General features: G+C 61.5%; 16 protein-coding genes. 10 read left to right on the top strand and 6 right to left on the bottom strand.

The window, feature by feature from the left end; all coding sequences use genetic code 11:
* The first annotated feature begins 39 nt into the window (after nt 1-39).
* The 4 genes from QQL28_RS29060 to QQL28_RS29045 all read left to right on the top strand — a co-directional run bounded on the left by QQL28_RS29060 (nt 40) and on the right by QQL28_RS29045 (nt 3,236).
* Entirely contained in the window at nt 40-1,842 is a 1,803-nt protein-coding gene (locus QQL28_RS29060; protein ID WP_284270972.1) for a sensor histidine kinase, read from the top strand.
* Nucleotides 1,839-2,363 (top strand): HPr kinase/phosphorylase, encoded by a 525-nt coding sequence (locus tag QQL28_RS29055; protein WP_284270971.1) that lies wholly within the window; start codon nt 1,839-1,841, stop codon nt 2,361-2,363. Before QQL28_RS29060 ends, QQL28_RS29055 begins: the two co-directional genes overlap by 4 nt.
* A gap of 133 nt (nt 2,364-2,496) precedes the next feature.
* Nucleotides 2,497-2,898 (top strand): PTS sugar transporter subunit IIA, encoded by a 402-nt coding sequence (locus QQL28_RS29050; RefSeq protein ID WP_024339151.1) that lies wholly within the window; start codon nt 2,497-2,499, stop codon nt 2,896-2,898.
* Entirely contained in the window at nt 2,895-3,236 is a 342-nt protein-coding gene (locus tag QQL28_RS29045) for an HPr family phosphocarrier protein (RefSeq protein ID WP_284270965.1), read from the top strand. The genes QQL28_RS29050 and QQL28_RS29045 overlap by 4 nt, the downstream gene beginning before the upstream one ends.
* 26 nt (nt 3,237-3,262) lie before the next feature.
* Here the strand turns inward: QQL28_RS29045 and QQL28_RS29040 are convergent, their stop codons facing one another.
* The 3 genes from QQL28_RS29040 to QQL28_RS29030 form a co-directional block, all read right to left on the bottom strand.
* Complete coding sequence (locus QQL28_RS29040) at nt 3,263-4,888, bottom strand: glycosyltransferase family 39 protein (RefSeq protein ID WP_284270963.1); 1,626 nt, start codon at nt 4,886-4,888, stop codon at nt 3,263-3,265.
* Nucleotides 4,889-4,985: 97 nt separating this feature from the next.
* Nucleotides 4,986-5,753, bottom strand: a complete 768-nt coding sequence (locus QQL28_RS29035) for a M15 family metallopeptidase (protein WP_284270962.1) — start codon at nt 5,751-5,753, stop codon at nt 4,986-4,988.
* Nucleotides 5,750-7,108 (bottom strand): caspase family protein, encoded by a 1,359-nt coding sequence (locus tag QQL28_RS29030; protein ID WP_284270960.1) that lies wholly within the window; start codon nt 7,106-7,108, stop codon nt 5,750-5,752. Before QQL28_RS29030 ends, QQL28_RS29035 begins: the two co-directional genes overlap by 4 nt.
* Nucleotides 7,109-7,366: 258 nt before the next feature.
* Here QQL28_RS29030 and lepA point away from each other — a divergent pair, with 258 nt between their 5' ends.
* From lepA to QQL28_RS29015, 3 genes are all read left to right on the top strand, one after another.
* A complete protein-coding gene (gene lepA / locus QQL28_RS29025) occupies nt 7,367-9,178 on the top strand; it encodes a translation elongation factor 4 (RefSeq protein WP_284270956.1) in 1,812 nt (603 codons plus the stop codon).
* 445 nt (nt 9,179-9,623) lie between these two features.
* Nucleotides 9,624-11,393, top strand: a complete 1,770-nt coding sequence (locus QQL28_RS29020; protein ID WP_284270954.1) for an adenylate/guanylate cyclase domain-containing protein — start codon at nt 9,624-9,626, stop codon at nt 11,391-11,393.
* A gap of 380 nt (nt 11,394-11,773) precedes the next feature.
* Nucleotides 11,774-13,063, top strand: coding sequence for an ABC transporter substrate-binding protein (locus QQL28_RS29015; RefSeq protein ID WP_284270952.1), 1,290 nt, complete (start codon nt 11,774-11,776; stop codon nt 13,061-13,063).
* Between the two features lie 147 nt (nt 13,064-13,210).
* Here QQL28_RS29015 and QQL28_RS29010 read toward each other — a convergent pair whose 3' ends face one another.
* Nucleotides 13,211-15,145, bottom strand: a complete 1,935-nt coding sequence (locus QQL28_RS29010) for an adenylate/guanylate cyclase domain-containing protein (protein ID WP_284270950.1) — start codon at nt 15,143-15,145, stop codon at nt 13,211-13,213.
* A 714-nt stretch (nt 15,146-15,859) separates the two neighbouring features.
* On the opposite strand from QQL28_RS29010, the gene QQL28_RS29005 reads away from it, so the two are divergent.
* Nucleotides 15,860-16,210, top strand: a complete 351-nt coding sequence (locus tag QQL28_RS29005; RefSeq protein ID WP_284270948.1) for a hypothetical protein — start codon at nt 15,860-15,862, stop codon at nt 16,208-16,210.
* 353 nt (nt 16,211-16,563) lie between these two features.
* Nucleotides 16,564-17,325 (top strand): bestrophin-like domain, encoded by a 762-nt coding sequence (locus tag QQL28_RS29000; protein WP_284270946.1) that lies wholly within the window; start codon nt 16,564-16,566, stop codon nt 17,323-17,325.
* A 77-nt stretch (nt 17,326-17,402) separates the two neighbouring features.
* On the opposite strand, the gene QQL28_RS28995 is transcribed toward QQL28_RS29000, so the two are convergent.
* Nucleotides 17,403-18,248: a metal-dependent phosphohydrolase gene (locus tag QQL28_RS28995; protein WP_284270945.1), complete on the bottom strand. Its 846-nt coding sequence runs from the start codon at nt 18,246-18,248 to the stop codon at nt 17,403-17,405.
* A gap of 263 nt (nt 18,249-18,511) precedes the next feature.
* Here QQL28_RS28995 and QQL28_RS28990 point away from each other — a divergent pair, with 263 nt between their 5' ends.
* Complete coding sequence (locus QQL28_RS28990) at nt 18,512-18,721, top strand: hypothetical protein (protein WP_284270944.1); 210 nt, start codon at nt 18,512-18,514, stop codon at nt 18,719-18,721.
* A 44-nt stretch (nt 18,722-18,765) separates the two neighbouring features.
* Here QQL28_RS28990 and QQL28_RS28985 read toward each other — a convergent pair whose 3' ends face one another.
* Nucleotides 18,766-19,719 carry an alpha/beta hydrolase gene (locus QQL28_RS28985; protein WP_284270943.1) on the bottom strand — a complete coding sequence of 318 codons (954 nt, stop codon included), beginning with the start codon at nt 19,717-19,719 and terminating at the stop codon, nt 18,766-18,768.
* Nucleotides 19,720-19,786: the final 67 nt, after the last annotated feature.

Below are 19,786 nucleotides of genomic sequence, written 5' to 3'. Positions count from 1 at the left end.
CGGGGACCAATCGCACCAGTCCTAACGCGGGCGTAAGCATTGCTTGACCGGACGCAGCCTGATTCCAGCCTGAACGCCGAGGATGTCGCGTCCGCGGGCGTTCAGGACCATTCGGCTGAGGAGAAGCAGGTCGCGCAAGGCTGGCGGCCGCTGAACTGGCTCAAGCGCGCCGGGCAGTTCTTCTTCGCACTGTCCTTTTCGAGCCTCACCCGCCGCATCGTCTCGCTCAATCTCGCCGGCCTCGTGGCGCTGGTCGCAAGCATCCTTTACCTGTCGCAGTTCCGCGCCGGCCTGATCGACGCACGCGCGCAGAGCCTGCTGGTGCAGGGCGAGATCATTGCGGGCGCGATCGCGGCCTCCGCGACGGTGCAGACCAACGCCATCACCATCGACCCCGACCGGTTGCTCGACCTCAAGCTCGGCGACAGCTATGGCGGTTCGGACGACTATTCGCCGCTGGATTTCCCGATCAATCCGGAGCGCGTGGCGCCGGTGCTGCGCACGCTGATCTCGCCGACCAAGACGCGCGCGCGGATCTACGATCCCAACGGCATCCTGCTGCTCGACAGCCGCAACCTCGAGAACGTGCTGCGCTACGACCTGCCGCCGCCGTCCGAGAAGCCCGGCATACTCGAACGCGGCATGACCTCGGTGCGCACCTGGCTCAACCGCGGCGACCTGCCGCTGTATCGCGAGCTGGGACCCGAGAACGGCAACGGGTATGACGAGGTCGGCGATGCGCTGAAGGGCCAGAAGCGGTCGATGGTGCGGGTCAATTCGCGCGGCGAGGTGATCGTCTCGGTCGCGGTCCCCGTGCTGCGATCGCGCGCCATCCATGGCGCGCTGATGCTGTCCACGCAGGGCGACGACATCGACCAGATGGTTACCGCCGAGCGCCTCGCGATCCTGAAAGTCGGCGGCGTCGCGGCCGCCGTCATGATCATGCTGTCGCTGCTGCTCGCAAGCACCATCGCAGGTCCCGTGCGGCGCCTCGCCGACAGCGCCGAGCGCGTCCGCCGCCGCATCAAGTCCCGCGTCGAGATCCCCGACTTCACCCGCCGCCGCGACGAGATCGGCCATCTCTCCGGCGCGCTGCGCGACATGACCAATGCGCTGTATCGCCGCATCGAGGCGATCGAGATGTTCGCCGCCGACGTTGCCCACGAGCTGAAGAACCCGCTGACCTCGCTGCGCTCGGCGGTCGAGACCTTGCCGCTGGCGCGCAACGACACCAGCCGCGCGCGCCTGCTGGAAGTGATCGAGCACGACGTGAAGCGGCTCGACCGGCTGATCTCGGACATTTCGGATGCGAGCCGGCTCGATGCCGAATTGCAGCGGCAGGATGCGATCCCCGTCGATCTCAGGCGCCTGCTGACGACACTCACCTCGGTCGCCAACGAGACCAAGCTCGGCCACGACGTCGCGGTCGAGACCCGCTTCGAGGGCCGCGGGCCGACCGATAGCCTGTCCGTGAACGGCCACGATTCGCGGCTCGGGCAGGTGATCTCCAACCTGTTGTCGAATGCGCAGTCCTTCTCCGAGCCCGGCAACAAGGTGCGCATGACCTGCCGCCGCGTGCGCGGCGAGATCGAGATCGTGGTCGACGATGACGGCCCCGGCATCCGCGAGGACGCGCTGGAGCGCATCTTCGAGCGCTTCTACACCGATCGCCCGCACCAGGGCTTCGGCCAGAACTCCGGTCTCGGCCTGTCGATCTCCAAGCAGATCATCGAGGCCCATGGCGGACGCATCTGGGCGGAGAATCGCGCTGGTCCCTTGGACGCCGACGGCGCTCCGACGGTTGCCGGCGCGCGCTTCGTTGTGAGGCTGCCGGCGCTATGAGCGAGGACTGCGTCAGCGTCCACGCCTCCGCGGTCAGAGTAGGGAATATGGCTGTCCTGATCCGGGGGCCCTCGGGCGCGGGCAAGTCGCGCCTTGCCTTCGATTTGATCATGGCAGGCCGCGCCGGGGTGATCGAAGCTGCCGTTTTGGTGGGCGATGACCGTGTCCATCTGGCGACACTCGGCAACGAAATTGTGGTCCGCCCTGCCCCGGTCCTGGCCGGACTGATCGAGATCCGGGGCCTCGGAATCCGCCGCTGCGACTTCGCGGGACAGGCAACCGTCGGTCTCGTGGTCGATCTCGCCGCCGATGACGCCGAGCGTCTGCCGCCGCCGGAAGCCCTGAAAACCAGCATTTTGGGCGTCGAATTACCGCGAATCCCGGTCGGAGCCGGTTACCAGCCCCTCCCCCTGGTTGTCGCGGCCTTGACCACTACCAAGAGTTCATCTTCCGTTAACCTTTCGGGCGATTGTTTGAAGGGAAATGGTAACCATATGAAGCCCACTATCGCGACCGAATAGACCGGCGCACCTCCCCTCATCCATCCGTCTAGATTCAGGGAGATACGCAACATCCCCTCTTGCGCGGGGGCTCTGGATGGTCAAAGTGGCGCGTTCGTGCGGTGCACCAAAAGCGCCCGCGAGGAGTTTTCCGATGATTGGTCTAGTACTTGTGACCCACGGGCGCCTTGCCGACGAATTCAAGGCAGCGCTTGAGCATGTCATGGGCCCACAAAAGCAAATCGAAGCGATCACGATCGGCGCCGAGGATGATTCCGATCTCTGTCGAAGCGACATTATCGAGGCGGTTAATCGCGTCGATTCCGGCGACGGCGTTGCGATCCTCACCGACATGTTCGGCGGCACGCCGTCGAATCTTGCAATATCCTGCATGAGCCGACCGAAAGTCGAAGTGCTCGCGGGCATCAATCTTCCGATGCTGGTGAAGCTCGCCAAGGTGCGCGAGGAGCGTTCGCTGCCCGATGCGATCGCGATGGCCCAGGAAGCCGGCCGCAAATACGTCACCATCGCCAGCCGCGTGCTCGCCGGCAAATGAGCGACGACGGCGCGCCACTCGGAAGTGAGGCCGGTCCCGCTGCCGCGACGGGCGTACCCGAGGGAGCGATTTCCAAAGAGCTTTTGATCATCAACAAGCGCGGCCTGCATGCGCGCGCGTCCGCGAAGTTCGTGCAGGCGGTGGAACGTTTCAACGCGCAAATCTGGGTGACGCGCGGCGGCGAGACCGTCGGCGGCACCTCGATCATGGGATTGATGATGCTGGCCGCAGGCCCCGGCACGACGATCACGGTCTCCGCCAAGGGCGACGATGCCGAGGCCGCGCTCACCGCGATCACCGAGCTCGTTGAAAGCAAGTTCAACGAGGAAGGGACGTAAGGCGGGTTGCGGGGCGAGGCGAAGGATCACCCTCCCGGCGGCGCGATGTAGACGTTCCACGTCATCGCAGGGCCGGCCCTGCCATGGGTGAAGCGGCGCGTCGTCATCATGATCCGCTCGGCGTTGGGCGCGGTTTCCTTCACCCATTTGTCGAAATCGTCCGCGCGGCCGTCGGTCGGATCGAACACGCCGATGAAGCCGAGGCGTTTGACGTCCTCCGCTGCGGTCAGACCGGAGCTCCAGGCTTCGTGCGGCGTGAACGGGCTCGGATGATCGGGACTGTAGAACGCCATCGGCTGAATCGTTTCCATGGTGCCCGCGACGATCGGCCAGCGTGAGCCGAAACGCGTGCGCCAGGCTTGCGTCAATTCGCGCGCAAGCTCCGAACGCGCACCATAGGTCGCGGTGTTGCCGGCGTTCGCCGCCATCTCGCGCGCGGCGATCCAGGGCGAGGCGGCGAGCGTTGCCAGCGACAGCACGAGCCAGATCGCGGCAATGTTGAACAGGCTCGCGCGCTGCACGCGCAGCACCGGGATCGAGACCAATGCCAGCGGCACCAGAAAGAACAGCGAGATGCCCCAATCGGTTTTCATGTAGATGCCGAAAGCGAGCGCGCCGAGCGGCGGGCCGACCGCGACGATGATCTGGATGATCCAGATATTCAGCGCCTGCGAGACGTTCACGCCCGGATTGTCGCCGCGCCCCCAGGCGCGGGTGACGATCGCGAGAGGATCGCGCAGCAGCAATCTCCACCACGGCGGCACCAGCGCCATTGCGAGCGCCGCCAGCGCCACCGGGAGCGCGAGCAGCGCGAAATTGTGCAGGGCGTAGCCGGCTACGAGCTCGTTGATCTGGGCACGATTGGTGAGGCTGTAGGTGTCGCCTGCATAGGTCAGCGGCACGAAATGCGCCTCAGCCAGCCAGATGCCATGCGGGATCATCGCGACGAGGAGCGTTGCGATCGCGACCCATGGCGCCGGCGAAGCCAGGAATTTCAGGCGATCCGGATGGATCAGCGCGGCGAGGCCGATCGCGCCGATCATGGTCAGCACCCAGTATTTCGTCATCAGCGCGAGCGCACCGGCGAGCCCGAGCAGGACGCCGGACTGCCAGCTCCGCTTCTCGAACGCATTGAGATAGGCGAGCACGAGAAGCGGCAACGTGACGAGCTGCAACAGATCCGGGTTGTACTTGAAGCCCTTGAAATTGAAGATCGGGTAGAGCGCGACCATCACCAGGACGAGGAACGCGCGCCGGGCATCGACCACGCGCAGCGCAATTCGCCAGCAGATCACCATGCCGACGCTGACGGTCACCATCGCGAGCGAATAGGTCGCCCAATCCACAGGCGGAAAGACCTTGAACCAGAGACCCGCGATCCAGCCCGACAGCGGCGGGTGCTTGCCATAGCCGAGCAGGAATCTCTGGCCCCAGGCATAGGCCTCCGCGACGTCCATATGAACGTCCTGCGCTGCCTTCAGATTGATCAGGATGAAGGTCCAGATCACCGCATGGAGGACTGCGAGCTGGATCACCAGCCACAGGCGGGTCTTGGGATCGGTGGCGCTGGCAACCAGCCGGGCCACGAGCCGCCTGGGGCTCAAAGCGCTTTTCGCGCGCGTTCCGGCGGGCAGGATCGAAGTCGTCGACATGGGGTGTTGCCTAGCGCGTTTTGCGCGTTAGTGAAATCAGCTTGGCGTGAATGAAGGACCGCCAGGCACGCCCCGCGAACACGGAAAGCATCGGTCATCATCGAGCCAGGAGTTCCGGGCGATATTCAAAGTGCATTGTATCGTAGTGATACCATTTGCCGCCCCAGATGAAGCCATGGCGCTCGAAGATGTCGACGATCTCCCGCGGCATCCTGTTCTTGTAGGAGACGGACTTTCCCCGCCCTGCCCACAGCCAGTAATCGGAATACCGCAAGTTCAGATCGATAGCGGCCGCATAGCCATGCATGCTCATCCTCCCGGTGTCGGCGACGGGCCGGCACGACAGCACGCCCGCAATGGGAAAGGCGGCGGCCCTGAGCGCTGGATCGAGCTTGTCGATTTCCGCCGACACCTCCTTGAGCCGATCGGCGACGCCATTGATCCGCGTTACCTGGATCGCCCTCCCCCATGATCGAGGCAGCCAGATGATGGTGACGAGATTGCGTTGGACCGCCCCACTACGGCAATCGCCATACATCTTCTTGAAGAACGCCTCGTTCCGGAACCTCCCGGGATCAGCGTTCAATGCGGGTGGCGCGGAAACACCGACTGGATAGGACAAACGCAACTGGTCGATAATCGAGGCATCTCGCAAGCGCTGATCAAAGGACTTGTCATCGACGCCGTCGTCCACTGGCATGGCAGTGCCGTCACGCCAAAGAATGCGCTTGTCGTCGTGGCCGGACAGAGCTTCGGGATAGGCGCGAACCAGCCGATCGAGCAGCTCGGTCCTCGTTTGGGCCTTCGCGAGGGCGGGTGCAAGTGCGAGCACGACCAGGATGCGGGCTGCCCGCGACGCGATCATCGGCGCTTTCCGGCCTGATCGAGCAGCGCGACATTCGCCTCCTCGATCGAATTGAGCTTCGGATTCCATGTGTTGGGCGAATACCATGAGAAGCGCTCGAAGCGGGCCTTCAGATCCGCGGACTCGAAATACCGACCCCGTCGCGCAAAGATCTCGTTGCGCGCAAGGCGCAGCTCGTCGCTGGAAAGCCCACGTAGATCAGCGGGCGTGAGCAGGCGCCGATCCGAATCAGGAAAGATGAAGCCGCTTTGAGCTGTGCCACCGGATTCGTAGCGCTCGATCAAAGCGACATTCGCCTTCTCGACGGCGTTCAGCTGAGGATCCCAGGTTTGGGGCACGTACCAGGCGAACTTGCTGAACCTGGCCACCAGATCGGGCGAGTTGAAGTAGCGCCCTCGCCGCGCAAAGATTTCGTTGCGCGCAAGGCGCAGCTCGTCCTTGCTCAGCGTCCTCAGATCGCCATCCGCAAGCAGGCGGCTATCGGAATCCGGAAAAAGGAAGTCCGACTGAGCTCTCGTCACCACAGGGGCGGAAGATGGAGGGCTTGAGGTGGGCGGGAGGGCCGTCGCCGGCGCATCGGCCGTCGCGACCTGTCCCGCCGGCGCGCCGGAGAAGTAGAACGAGCCATCGATCGGCGAGGTGGAGACCCAGGGCTGCTGCGCACTGCCGGTGGCACGCTTGACGACGAGTCCCACCTGATTGAAGGTCTGAAGCACATCGAGGCCGGGCCGTTGCATCATTTCGACCAGCGCCCGCGTGTAGGGGCTGTGCCCGTCGGCCCCGTCGAGCGCGACGTTTCCAGGTTGTGTCGCATAGGAGAGCAGCGTTCCCTCCGGTGCGCGGATTTGCGCAAGGCCGCCGTCGGAAGCGCGGAGTCCTCGTCCGCCAAACGGATTGTTCCTGCAGGCATCGAGGATGACGATGTTCAGCTTGGTTCCTGCTCCGTCCATCTGGCGAAGCACCAGCGCGACATCGACCATCTGGAAATCGACATCCGTCTCGCGGGTCGGGTTCGCCGTGATTGGCACGAGGTAGTTCGTCCCGCGAACCTGGACACCGTGGCCGGCGTAGTAAAACAAGGCAACGTCTGCGCCGATCAATTGGCTGCCGAAACGCTGGACGGCATTGTCGAAGCCCGCCTTGTCCAGTTCGACCTGGGCGCCGCCGCCGACCAGCGTGAAGCCGAGCCGCTGCAATGTATCGGCCACGAGCAGGGCATCGTTCTTCGGATTTTCCAGCCGCGGCACGCTCTGGTAAGCGGAGTTGCCGATGACGAGAGCCACGCGCTTTTCGGCAGCGGCTGGGAAAGCGAAACACGCGGCGAACACGAGAGCGGAAAGAGCTTTCCAATGCATGGCCCATTTCCATAATCGAAAGCGGCAAAAATAGCAGAGGCCGCCCCTGAAATCGATGGGGCGGAGCGATGCAGTGCTCCCTGTCGGGCCCAGGGAGGGCCGGGACGGGATACCGCCGCGATGTAATCGCCCCATTGCAAAGAATTTCCCCGCCCCGTCCGCGCAGGGCGCGCTACCGGACGCACCGACCTCCCTACAGGCAGGGGCAGTGAAGTAATATGGTTGCCGCACGGGGATGTGAGTGGTATCCCGCGCCCCATGACGACCGCCCCCATTTCCAACATCCGCAATTTCTCCATCGTCGCCCATATCGACCATGGCAAATCGACGCTGGCCGACCGCCTGATCCAGATGACGGGCGGCCTGTCCGAGCGCGAAATGGCCGGCAAGGAGCAGGTGCTCGATTCCATGGATATCGAGCGCGAGCGCGGCATCACCATCAAGGCGCAGACCGTCCGGCTCTCGTACCGCGCCAAGGACGGCAAGGATTACATCTTCAATCTGATGGACACGCCGGGCCATGTCGACTTCGCCTACGAGGTCTCGCGGTCGCTTGCGGCCTGCGAGGGTTCCCTGCTGGTGGTCGACGCCAGCCAGGGCGTCGAGGCGCAGACACTCGCCAACGTCTATCAGGCGCTCGACAACAATCACGAGATCGTCCCGGTCCTGAACAAGGTCGACCTGCCGGCCGCCGAGCCGGACAAGATCAAGCAGCAGATCGAGGACGTCATCGGCATCGATGCCTCGGACGCGGTGATGATCTCGGCCAAGACCGGCCTCGGCGTGCCCGATGTGCTGGAGGCCATCGTCACCCGCCTGCCGCCGCCGAAGGGCGATCGCGACGCGACCTTGAAGGCGCTGCTGGTCGACAGCTGGTACGACGTCTATCTCGGCGTCGTCGTGCTGATCCGCGTCGTCGACGGCGTCATGAAGAAGGGCAGCCGCGTCCGCATGATGGGCACGGGCGCGGCCTATGACGTCGAGCGCGTCGGCTTCTTCACGCCGAAGATGCAGCAGGTCGACGAGCTCGGCCCCGGCGAGATCGGCTTCATCACCGCAGCGATCAAGGAAGTCGCCGACACCCGCGTCGGCGACACCATCACCGACGACAAGAAGCCGGTTTCCGAGATGCTGCCGGGCTTCAAGCCGGCAATCCCCGTGGTGTTCTGCGGCCTGTTCCCGGTCGACGCCGACGACTTCGAAACGCTGCGCGCCGCGATGGGCAAGCTGCGCCTCAACGACGCCAGCTTCTCCTTCGAGATGGAGACCTCGGCCGCTCTGGGCTTCGGCTTCCGCTGCGGCTTCCTCGGCCTGTTGCACCTGGAGATCATCCAGGAGCGGCTGTCGCGCGAGTTCGATCTCAATCTGATCGCGACCGCGCCGAGCGTCATCTACAAGATGAAGCTGACCGACGGCGCCGAGATCGAGATCCACAATCCCGTCGACATGCCCGACGTGGTCAAGATCGCCGAGATCGACGAGCCCTGGATCGAGGCCACCATCCTCACCCCCGACGAATATCTCGGCAGTGTCCTGAAGCTGTGCCAGGACCGCCGCGGCTCGCAGAAGGAGCTCACCTACGTCGGCTCGCGCGCCATGGTGAAGTACGATTTGCCGCTCAACGAGGTCGTGTTCGACTTCTACGACCGCCTGAAATCGGTCTCCAAGGGCTACGCCTCGTTCGACTATCATCTCACCGACTACAAGCCGGCCGATCTCGTCAAGATGCAGATTCTGGTCAATGCCGAGCCGGTCGACGCGCTCTCGATGCTGGTGCATCGGACCCGCGCCGAAGGCCGCGGCCGCGCCATGGTCGAGAAGATGAAGGAGCTGATCCCGCCGCACATGTTCCAGATCCCGATCCAGGCGGCGATCGGCGGCAAGGTGATCGCCCGCGAAACCGTCCGCGCGCTGCGCAAGGACGTGACCGCAAAGTGCTACGGCGGCGACATCACGCGTAAGCGCAAGCTTCTGGAGAAGCAGAAGGAAGGCAAGAAGAAGATGCGGCAGTTCGGCAAGGTCGACATCCCGCAGGAAGCTTTCATTGCCGCGCTGAAGGTGGATAGCTGAGGCGAGGGCCCGCACCGCCTGGAGCGCGGTGAGATTGGGGTCCGGCCTGCGGCTTCCGCGACCGGACAACAAAAATATCGAAAACAACCCCATGCAAAGGAGCCGGCGGCGGCCGCTGCGACACTTTGCGGATTTTACGAAATTGTTTGACACGTCGGGCAAATCATCGGCATAATGCCATCATCGCAGCGCCTGTGATGGGCGGGGCCATTGCCAAACCCATCGAAACAGCCGCGAGCCGTTCTCCGCTGTGGTCAACCCAGGAACGCCGTGCGGCCTATGGGACCGGCAGCGGTCGCTTGGGGGCAGAGCGGACATCGAATGGCAGGTGAAGGCCGTAGGCGCGGCCGAAGATGATCCGCGGCGGTCATTGCGACGGTGATGGACACGCCCCGGTATTGCCCCATAGACTTGCTCGTCATTGCCTTGGACCGGAGCGCACCGCATGGCCGAAGCGCGGGTCGGACGCAGGTTGGCGGCCATAGTCGCGGTTGACGTGGCAGGCTACTCGCGGCTGATGGGGCTCGACGAGGTGGGCACCGCCCGCGCGCTCCGCGAACACCGCAAGGTTACCGACGCCGTCGTGGCAGAACACGGCGGTCGGCTGGTGAAGACCACGGGCGACGGCGTGCTGCTTGAGTTTCCCTCCGTGGTCGATGCGGTCGCGTGCGCCGTGGCCGTACAAGCGGTGATGGTGCAAAGGAACGACGGTATCCCGCAGGAGCGGCGCATGCTCTTTCGCATCGGGATCAATCTCGGGGACATCCTGATCGAGGGCGACGACATTCTCGGCGATGGCGTCAACGTCGCGGCTCGGCTCGAGGGGATCGCCGACCCGGGCGGCATCTGCATCTCGTCATCCGCTTACGACCAGGTTCGCGGCAAGGTCCCGGTCGATTTCACTGATCTTGGCGAGCAGACGCTCAAGAACATCGCCCGTCCGATCCGAGCCTATGCGGTTGGCCTGAGCGAAAATGCTCACCCAACCTCGCCGCTCGCACATTCGGCTCCCCACTTGTCCATCGTGGTGCTGCCGTTCGCAAACATCGGTGGCGATCCCGAGCAGGAGTATTTCGTCGACGGCGTTACCGAGAGCCTGACCACGGACCTGTCGCGCATCAATGGCGCGTTCGTCATTGCGCGCAACACCGCGTTCACGTTCAAGGGCAAAGCCGTGGACGTAAAGAAGCTGGGACGTGAGCTCAATGTCCGCTATGTGCTGGAGGGCTCGGTACAACGCGGCGACAGACGGCTCCGTGTGAACGTGCAGTTGATTGACGCCGAAACCGGCAATCATCTCTGGGCCGAGCGTTTTGACAAGCCAGTTGCCGACCTCTTCGACATGCAGGACGAAATCGTATCAAGGCTCGCCAATGAGCTCGATGCCGAACTCATCAGCGCCGAGGCCCGTCGAGCGGAGCGTTCCCCGCATCCAGATGCAATGGACTTGGTTTTCCAAGGTAGCAGTTGGATCAACAAGGGGCTGACGCCCAACTGCATGGCACAAGCGCGCGTTTTCTTCGAGAAGGCCATTGCGCTCGATTCCGAAAATGTCGAGGCCATGGTCGGATTGGCGCGGGCCGATGCCATGCTTGGGGCTGCCGTCATGACCGACGATTGGTCGGCGCGCTTCACCTCGGCCGAGGCGACCCTAACCAAAGCGTTGTCGCTCGCACCGAACCACGCCCAAGCCCACGCGACTCTGGGTCTCGTGCAGATGTTCACGAAACGGGCTGTTCGAGCCATTACGGAATGCGAGCAGGCATTGACGCTGGATCGCAATTTGGCCCGCGCTCACGCTCTCATCGGGCTCGCCAAGGTTCTTCTTGGTCTAGGCGCAGAGACTGAAGCTCACGTCAACGAAGCATTGCGCCTTTCTCCTCGTGACACCCTTGCACACCGATACATGTTGTATGTGGGGCTTGCCAAAGCGCAGCTTGGTGACGATGCCGAAGCAGTCATCTGGATGCGCCGGAGCCTCGACGCAAACCGGAACTATTCCGCTACGCATTTCGACCTCGCGGCCGTGCTCGCGCGAGTGGGAAAGCTGGAGGAAGCCCGCACTGCGGTGAATGACGGGCTTGCGCTCGATCCACGGTTCACGATACGCCGCTACCGTGATGTTACCTATGCAAACAGCGACAATCCGACGTACCGAGCCGGACGCGAACGTCTCATTGAGGGCATGCGGCTGGCGGGTGTGCCTGAGGGCTGATGCGGCAGTTCGGCAAGGTAGACGTCCCGCAGGAAGCTTTTATTGGCGCGAATGAAATTGATCTAGATCAACACGGGGACAGTGCTTCGGCCAAACCCTCCCATTGTGCGTTGTTGGTAGACGCTACCCAGGCCGACACAGGCGAGCGGTCATTGTGGTTTTGGCAATTGCAACTCGAGGCAGTCGTGCAAGATCGATCGGAAGCCAGCCTTCCGCGTTCGACGAGCGCCCATAGAACGGAAGGCACTGCCGCGGCGCAAGTTCCGCCTCGAGGCAACAAGACTTCGTCACGTCAATCTGATCCTTTCGATACCCGTACATGACAGACCCGATAACGAGCGAGAGCAAAGACGGGAATTGTCCTTCATGGGAGAGGGAACGTGCGGCGAGTATTGGCGTGGTTTGGGCTCTCGCTTTGTGCCGGATTGCTGGCCACGATTGCGGATGCTGCCCAACCTGAACGTCTCACCTTTCTATCGACCCAATTGCGGCCGATCGAGGAGGCGCAGAAGATGCGCAACTCCGTCCTCAAGCATTTTCCGTGGCAGGTCGACTACATCACCGATCTGCCGCAGCGATTCGCGATGCGCGTCGAGGCAGAGCAACAAACCGGCCTGCGCACGATAGACGTCGTCGCAGCGCTGCACGGCGAGCTGCAACCGCTCGTGCCGCTCGACGCATTGGTCCCGCTCGATGAGCTCACCGCGAAGCTGACCGGCCGCGGCATCCCGGATCCGCTGCTGAGACTCGGCAGGCTTGGTACCGCGCACCAGCTCTATATCCCATGGATGCAAGCCGGCTACATCATGATCGCCAACAAGCAGGCGCTGCCCCATTTGCCGCATGGAGCGAACATTGATGCACTTAGCTACGAGCAACTCGCGACATGGGCCAGTACGCTCCAACAGAAGACGGGCAAGCGCCTGCTCGGCTTTCCAGCAGGTCCGCAGGGGCTGATGCATCGCTTCTTCGAGGGTTTCCTTTACCCGTCCTACACCGGCGGGGTCGTGGTTCCGTTCCGCTCGGAAGCGGCCGAAGCGATGTGGACGCAGCTCACGTCGTTATGGAAAAATGTCAATGCAAACTCGACGAGCTACAATTTCATGGGGCAGCCCTTACTGTCCGGCGAGGTATGGATCGCTTTCGACCACATTGCCCGCGTGCTCGACGCGCTGCGCCAGAAACCGAACGAATTTGTCGCCTTCCCCGCCCCCGCCGGACCGAGGGGGCGCGGCTACATGCCAGTTCTGGTCGGCTTGGCAGTGGTGAAGGGCGCCACCGACACGGCCAAAGCGATCGAGCTGATCGACTATCTCACCCAACCCAGAACGCAGATCACTTTGGCCCGTGCCGTCGGCTTTTTGCCAGTGGTGAACGCGAAGTTCCCACCGGATCTTGATCCCGGCCTCAAAATGGGCGCCAGTGCGCTCTCAGAGATGCAGTCAGCAAAGGACGCCGTGCCTGCTCTGCCGCCGATCGGCCTCGGCCAGCACGAAGCCGAGTTCGACAAGGTGTTCCTGGAGACGTTCCAGCTGATCGTCCTGCGCGGTCAGAAGCCCCGTGAGGTCCTCGACCGGGAAGCAGAGATATTGAGGCGCCTAATGACCGAGACCGGCACGCCATGCTGGCAACCCGATCCTCCCAGCACCGGCGCGTGCCCTGTTCAATGACTTAGGTGCAATAGATAGAGCAATGGCCAAGCGCCGGGTGGCGGCTCTCCCACATTGGGACTCTCGATTGCGAAAACACCTTCTCCCGCAAGCGGGAGAGGGAGCACCTTCTTCACGGCAACTAGCCAAGCCCAATCTCATCGCGCTTTAGCAGCTCGTCCTGAAAGCCGACGGACGCCTTTGAGCAAAGGCCGCTTCGACCAGCTCGTAGACGCGCGTTTCCGTCGTCATACCCTTGGCGGTGACCGAGGCGATGGGCTTGAATCGAAAGCGATGCTCGACCCGGCTACGCACGGCCTCGCTGACAAGTATCGTCGTCCCGTATCCCTTGTTCAGCCCCTCGAGGCGAGCGGCAAGATTCACGCTGTTGCCCAGTACCGTATAGTTCATGCGCTCCGCCGAGCCCACATTTCCCACCACCGCATCCCCGAAATGGATGCCAATGCGAACGACGAACGGTGGCAGCCCCTCGGCTTCAAACTGAGCATTGAGCGCGTCGCTCGCTGCCTTGGCCGAAAGGGCGGCTCGACAGGCCCGCTCGACATGATCGGGTTGCAAATGGGGCGCGTTCCAAAACACCATCACCGAGTCTCCGATAAACTTGTCCACGGTCCCGCCCTCAGCAAAAAACGCTTCCGTCAGCGCGGCGAAATGGCGCGACGTCTGACGCATCAAAACGTCGGGGTCGGCCGCTTCCGCAATGCCGGTAAAATTCGTGACATCGGAAAACAGTATGGTGACCTCTCGCCTCATTCCGCCAAGCTCGGTGGAAATCGAACCATCAATGATCCCTCGAACGATATCCTTCGGGACGAAGCGCGCGAACGACGCGATGCTGCGCCGGGCAACCGCCATCGTCCTGCCGAGCTCGTTGATCTCAGCAATATTGGATACAACCGGCGCGCCGCGCGGCACCGCCAGCGTCTGAAGCCGGCTTGCCTGCTCGGTTATTTGCTTGAGCGACGTCGACATCCGGCTGCCGAAAATCCAGGCCGCAGGTACGAAGCAGGCACCGACGATCAGGGCGATGAGCATCCCCCTGATCTGCAGCTTCCGCACGTTTTCCGCAAAATCATCTTCAGCCGCAATCAATAGGGAGTAACCGCTGTATCCGCCTCCTTGAGAAAATTTCTGCAAGCGAAAGAGGTAGTCTCGTCCATCCTCGCCCCGCATGTCGCCTTCGAACCGCTCGTCGCCATGCCACATCTGGAGAACCGCGCCGACCAGCCCGGTCCGGATCTCCGAAATCTCGGGGAGCTGCGGATGCGAGGGATGCGCCCTCGCCTCCTCGACCATCCGGGCGAAGTCTGGATGGGCGACGAGTACGCCAAACGAGTCGAAGATCACGGCTGCTCCGTGCTCACCGGGACGCTGTGCGTGGACCCACTCGCTGAACTTATCAAGCTTGAGATCGGCGGCAATGACACCACGAACACGCCCATGCAGGGGGGCACTCAAGGTGATCATCGGAGTACCAATGCTAAAAGAAGCGTATGGTGACGAGATAAGATCCCGGTCCGCCTGCATGGTATCGCGGTACCAAACCCGTTTCCGTACGTCATAGCCGTAGTCCGGCAGATCGAGCTGCCCGGTCATGTTGCCTTCTTCGTCTTCGAAGATTCGCCGCATCGGTAATGCTTTGTCGGAGGTCGGGCGGACCAGATTGATATTGTAGACTGCTCCAGAGGGAGCCCCCAACTTTTCGCGATCCGGCGTGCCCAGGACATCGAGGCGCCGAACTTGAAGCCAGCTGCCGTTTTCGTACCCGACATAGAAGCTATCCGCCTGCGGCAGCCTGTTCAGAGCAGCCTTGAAGAGGACGATCGCACCATCTTGCTCGCTCCTGTCATCGGAGTCGGCGAGAGAGCGGTTCGATGACAGCACATCAACGACGGAACTCAGCCCCGAGAGCTCAGCCTCGAGACGGCTAAGGGTGTTCGCACTCGCGGCGTCCATGGCCGCAGACGCCGCCGCCCTCGCGACCGCATGAGAGGTCTTGAGCTCGGTAAATACCAGAAGTGCGGTAGCAGCTGTAGTGAAGGCTATTACGGCTGTCGTTATGGCGATCCTGAACGTGAGCATCTCGATTCATGCTCCACCTGAGTTGCGCTCGACCCAGTGACCAGCATTTCCCGCTTGCTCGCTTCGGTCCGTTTCAGAGTTTCGAATTACCGCGTCGGCGGGTGCCGCTCGATCATTCGAACGTGCCCATGAGAACTACCCGCCAACCAACCAACGCTGCACTGTAATCGCCGACACGATAATCACAAATTCCAATGGTGGAGACGTTGGCTGTTGGCCCTGAGCATCGCACCTTGATCCTTACTTCAGCGTCGGCTGGTTGGCGAATACCGGACGTGGTCGCAAGCATCGCCAATCCACGCGAATGCCCCACAGCGGTCATCAGCCGCCGTATTCGGGAACGAGGTTGATATAGATCAACATTTGATGATGTGCAGCGAGGGTTAGTCAGTCGTTCAATCACTGATATCATATGGAGACGCCCAAATGAGGAATGTTCGCTAATCCGGCCATGGCGGCGTGGCATGACAAGAACAGCGCAGTCGTCCCTCCCTCCCGCGTCGTTCACTGCGTCCGGGCTCCAGACGTGGGCCAGCTTGCCGGAGGTCCGTGGATTAATCCTCCCTGCGAACCGGCAACCTGGCGCTAGGCGAAGGAAGGCGTCCACATCGCACTGCCGACAGGCAATTGAACGCAGGCAATGGCGGCCCCGGGTTCGCATTCCCAGGGCTAACGCCGAATGGCGCATCGGCCCTCGGATAATCAGGAGCCGAGATGGATCAGGAGCCAAAAGCAACGATATCAGATCCCGAGAGCGCAATCGAACGCGACCTATCGAGGCATATCCTTTCTGCCTCGGCCGTGATGATCGGGGTTTGTACTACGCTGATCGGATTGGTGAAGGTCGCGAAACCGCATCTGGGTCAAGGCCACGTAAGTGAATATGCGGGTCTTGCGGCGTTGCTGTTTCTACTCAGCGCGCTCACTTCATACCTGTCCATTCGCTGCGCCAATGCCAACCTCGCCATCAGTAGGACATTCGAGCGCATTGCAGATGCGATCTTTCTCGGTGGTCTGATTGCCATATCGGTCATCGCGATCTTCTTTGCCTTTGAGGTCATCTGACTGATCGAAGTCCGGAGCCTGTTTAGGTGTGGCGAAGCTGCGGGAAGGTGGCGGCAGCGGCAAGCATTAACGTCGCCACCCCCTTGCGAACATGGCATTGCGCCGGCCGGCGAAGTCCGGTCGGCTCTGCTTTTCCAGCCAAACGATCAAACGATATTGTATTGCCTCGTTGGCCCGCCAGATTTTCCCGTTCTGGTCCTTCGCGTCATTTTCGCTGCCACGCCTCGACCGCCGTCTGCGCCCCATGCACACCTCGCCCTGGTTGACTGATCCAGAGAACGGTTCTTTGGACAGGCCGGCGCGATCGACGCTATGATCAGCATGGTCACCAACATCGTCGAGCATTCGCAAAGATGAAGAATTTATTGATTTCGTTGCTCGTGTTCGCGCTGATATTCAGCGGCGCGTTGGCTGGGATGGCTGTTCGACCGTTGCTGTCGGAACATCACTTGCACTCGGACACCAAGGACGTCGTAAAGCTGACCGCGGGCCTGATTGGCACACTGACCGCACTCGTACTGGGCCTGTTGATCGCATCCGCAAAAACGACGTTCGACCAGAAGACAAACCAGGTCAGGCAGCTGACCGCAACGATCATCCTCCTGGACGATCTGGTTACACAATACGGACCGGAAGCAATCTTTCTCCGAAAGCTCCTGCGGCAAAGCATACCACCGATGGCCGATCGCATTTGGCACGAGCAAGCGCGCCCGACCGGGAAACCCGCGCCCTTCGAGTCCAGCGTGGAGGCGTGGGCATTCTATGACGAGCTCGAACGGCTATCGCCGAACGACGAGACGCAACGTTCCCTGCGGTCCCGCGCTATTGTGGCCTTCACGGAAGGCGCGCAGATGCGACTGCAGTTGTTTACGCAGGCCGGCGGTTCAATCCCGACGCCTTTCCTGGTGATCATGGTATTCTGGCTGAGCGCGATCTTTGTGAGCGCCACCCTGTTTGCGCGAGCGAATCTGATCGTCACGATTTCGCTGTTTGTATGCGCGCTGTCGTTTGCCGGCGCGATCTTTCTGGTTTTGGAGCTGGATGATCCCTTCGCGGGAATCATGGGGATTTCAAGCTCGATACTGCGAACCGCACTTTTGCCGCTGAACTCGTAATCACTGTGGTTGAGACATAAAGCGCGATGAGATCGAAATGAATCATCATCGCGCTTTAGGGTGTTGTTTGGGCGTGATCAGGGTTGCGGACCTGACAGCCCCGGTTCGCGCTCCGCCCGGAAAACATTACCATAAAGGTTTGCTATCCATAGACGCCCGCTCGAGGTGATATTGAGATAGCGTATCGCGGTCTCGATTTGTGGAGCGACGTTGTTCCAATAGAACTGCGGGTACTTGTAAACGACGTCGGCCGGCGTTTTGTAGCCGAGCTTTTCATTCAGACCGATTTCCTCGAACTCGTAGAACAGGGCATTCGACTTTCTCAGATAGTTGGGATCGCCAAGCTGACCAATAAGATCGGCAGCGCGCAGCAACATGCCTTCCTCTTCCATCAGCTCGTCGTTCGACGACTCGCTATAGGGAAAGCGCGTAAACTCTATGGCTCGGGCAATGCGGCCCGCGTCGATGTCTTCGATGTCGTCGAGCCGTTCCACGACGAACAACTTTGAGCGATCCACATGATAAGGTGCAAGCGCGGCGTCGGACGATCCTCGCGGGAGACGAACCGTGCGACCGGTCAAGTCTGCAACATAGGACTCGCCAGTATCTCCCTGAATGATTCCACGAACATATCCGATGTCATGGGTAAGGCACGCCAAGGTGAAATTCGCATAGTCGACAACCGTCGTCGGCCGCAACAGCATTCGTCCCATCAGGATATCGTGCCCGGCAAGCGTGACGAGCATTGAATGCTCTATGTTGTGATACAGCGCGTCGCTGTTACCAATGCACTCCAATGCGAGCCTGGCCGCAAAGGGAAGAACCTCAGCCAGGCGGGCATGCGAGGAACCAAAGCGATGTCGGGTATCCGATGTCAAAAACGAAGCTAACGTCTGCGCTACGAGTTCTGGAATTGTGATCATCTGAGCACCCATCCCGGTGTGCGCCGCGGTTTTTGGAAAAGTCCGCGCGTTGAGGGCTCAATGATAGCACGTCTTGCCTGCCAACTCGACGTCAGCGGCGAAGGCGACATCCCGCAGGACGCCGTCCTTGCCGCGCTGAAGGTGGACAGCCAACCCACCTTTATTTGGTCTGCCGATCGAACCCGAACGGAGATCGACGACACTATCCCTCTGCATATCGCACGACCACGCCCGTCCCGGCGTGGCCCGGAGGAAGGTCTGTCATGCGAAAGCGAAACTGGCGTTTGATTGCCGTGGGTGTGGTGCTGCTGGCGCTTGCCGTGCTGTTCTTTCTGTCCATGCGAGACATGACGCCGTGGTCCAATGATCCTGTCGCCCTGATGCGGACGGTCGGAGAGGTCTGCGGCGCGGTTGGCGGTATCAGCCTCGTGATGATCGTCTTCGGCCTGATCGGCAGGAAAGCGCCGGTCTGACAAAAACGCCAATGATACAGCGGCTGCCCACCGAGTTGATGGTCCTAGGGAAAATACCGCCGAGCAAACTTTTGGAAATTTTCCATGAGAAACCGATTTGCTCGCTTGCTGATTGGAGCGCCTGGCACCATCACGTCAAAAGCATGAAATGCGCCATCGAATACCTCGAACTCAACCGGAACATTGGCCCGACGAAGGTTCTCAACGTAGATTTTCGTTTCATCCCGAAATGGCTCTAGACTGCCGACATAAGTGATCGTCGGCGGCAATTTCGTATAGTCTGTGCAGCGCGCCGCGGCTGCGTAAGGCGTGACGTTCTTCACGCCATCGAGATAACGGGACCATGCCAGCCTGTTGGCTTCCCCATCCCATACCGGTGCGTCGTTTCCAACTGCAGAGGCGCTATTCTGACGGTCATCGATCATTGGATATAGCGGCATTTGAAAGGCTATTTTTGCATCGTCGGTATCGGTCGCCTTGAGCGAGACGGCCGCCGCAAGCCCGCCGCCCGCGCTATGGCCTGAGACGATGAATCCGTCAGTTCTTCCGCCGATGGAGGCCGCATTGTCCTTTATCCATAGCAGGGTGTCGTAGCAGTCGTTGAACGCGGCCGGGTACGGCGATGCAACGGCCTTTCTATAGTCCGGCGCGACGATGATGCAGGGCTCTGTCTCGATGAAGTCCTTGATGATCGAGCCGAACTGCTCGGGCACCCCGTAAACGTAACCGCCGCCGTGCAGATACAGCATGACCGGCAGTGGTCCAACTGAAGCGGTTGGCCGATAGACTCTCACACGAATGGGCGCCCCACCATTTCTGCTCGGAATATGTCGCTCTCGGCAGACAAGTCCCCTGATGTTTTTTCCCCGCAAGACGGCCCCACTGAAACGGAAGACGAGCAGAGAGAACCATCTCGTGTGAAAAAAACTCGCGATGATCCGCCCAACGGCATATCGGCCGCGCAGGTCTTTATCCACCATGTCTCTGGTGACCTTCATCCGATGCGTCCTGCCTCAACTCGCGGAACCTCGTCCATCTGCTGGGGGTCAGTCGAAGTCCGCTTTT

This window comes from Bradyrhizobium iriomotense (assembly GCF_030160715.1).
Classification (GTDB): domain Bacteria; phylum Pseudomonadota; class Alphaproteobacteria; order Rhizobiales; family Xanthobacteraceae; genus Bradyrhizobium; species Bradyrhizobium iriomotense.
The sequence above is the reverse complement of the archived record's forward strand: the minus strand, read 5'-3'. Positions and strand labels throughout refer to the sequence as shown.

Bases quoted from the DNA above. Each gene is read 5' to 3' on its own strand.
- QQL28_RS29010 (WP_284270950.1), bottom strand. From the start codon at position 15,145: ATGCTCACGTTCAGGATCGCCATAACGACAGCCGTAATAGCCTTCACT.
- QQL28_RS29000 (WP_284270946.1), top strand. From the start codon at position 16,564: ATGAAGAATTTATTGATTTCGTTGCTCGTGTTCGCGCTGATATTCAGC.
- QQL28_RS28985 (WP_284270943.1), bottom strand. From the start codon at position 19,719: ATGAAGGTCACCAGAGACATGGTGGATAAAGACCTGCGCGGCCGATAT.
- QQL28_RS29005 (WP_284270948.1), top strand. From the start codon at position 15,860: ATGGATCAGGAGCCAAAAGCAACGATATCAGATCCCGAGAGCGCAATC.
- QQL28_RS29050 (WP_024339151.1), top strand. From the start codon at position 2,497: ATGATTGGTCTAGTACTTGTGACCCACGGGCGCCTTGCCGACGAATTC.
- QQL28_RS29030 (WP_284270960.1), bottom strand. From the start codon at position 7,108: ATGCATTGGAAAGCTCTTTCCGCTCTCGTGTTCGCCGCGTGTTTCGCT.
- QQL28_RS29040 (WP_284270963.1), bottom strand. From the start codon at position 4,888: ATGTCGACGACTTCGATCCTGCCCGCCGGAACGCGCGCGAAAAGCGCT.
- lepA (WP_284270956.1), top strand. From the start codon at position 7,367: ATGACGACCGCCCCCATTTCCAACATCCGCAATTTCTCCATCGTCGCC.
- QQL28_RS29035 (WP_284270962.1), bottom strand. From the start codon at position 5,753: ATGATCGCGTCGCGGGCAGCCCGCATCCTGGTCGTGCTCGCACTTGCA.
- QQL28_RS29020 (WP_284270954.1), top strand. From the start codon at position 9,624: ATGGCCGAAGCGCGGGTCGGACGCAGGTTGGCGGCCATAGTCGCGGTT.
- QQL28_RS29045 (WP_284270965.1), top strand. From the start codon at position 2,895: ATGAGCGACGACGGCGCGCCACTCGGAAGTGAGGCCGGTCCCGCTGCC.
- QQL28_RS28995 (WP_284270945.1), bottom strand. From the start codon at position 18,248: ATGATCACAATTCCAGAACTCGTAGCGCAGACGTTAGCTTCGTTTTTG.
- QQL28_RS29055 (WP_284270971.1), top strand. From the start codon at position 1,839: ATGAGCGAGGACTGCGTCAGCGTCCACGCCTCCGCGGTCAGAGTAGGG.
- QQL28_RS28990 (WP_284270944.1), top strand. From the start codon at position 18,512: ATGCGAAAGCGAAACTGGCGTTTGATTGCCGTGGGTGTGGTGCTGCTG.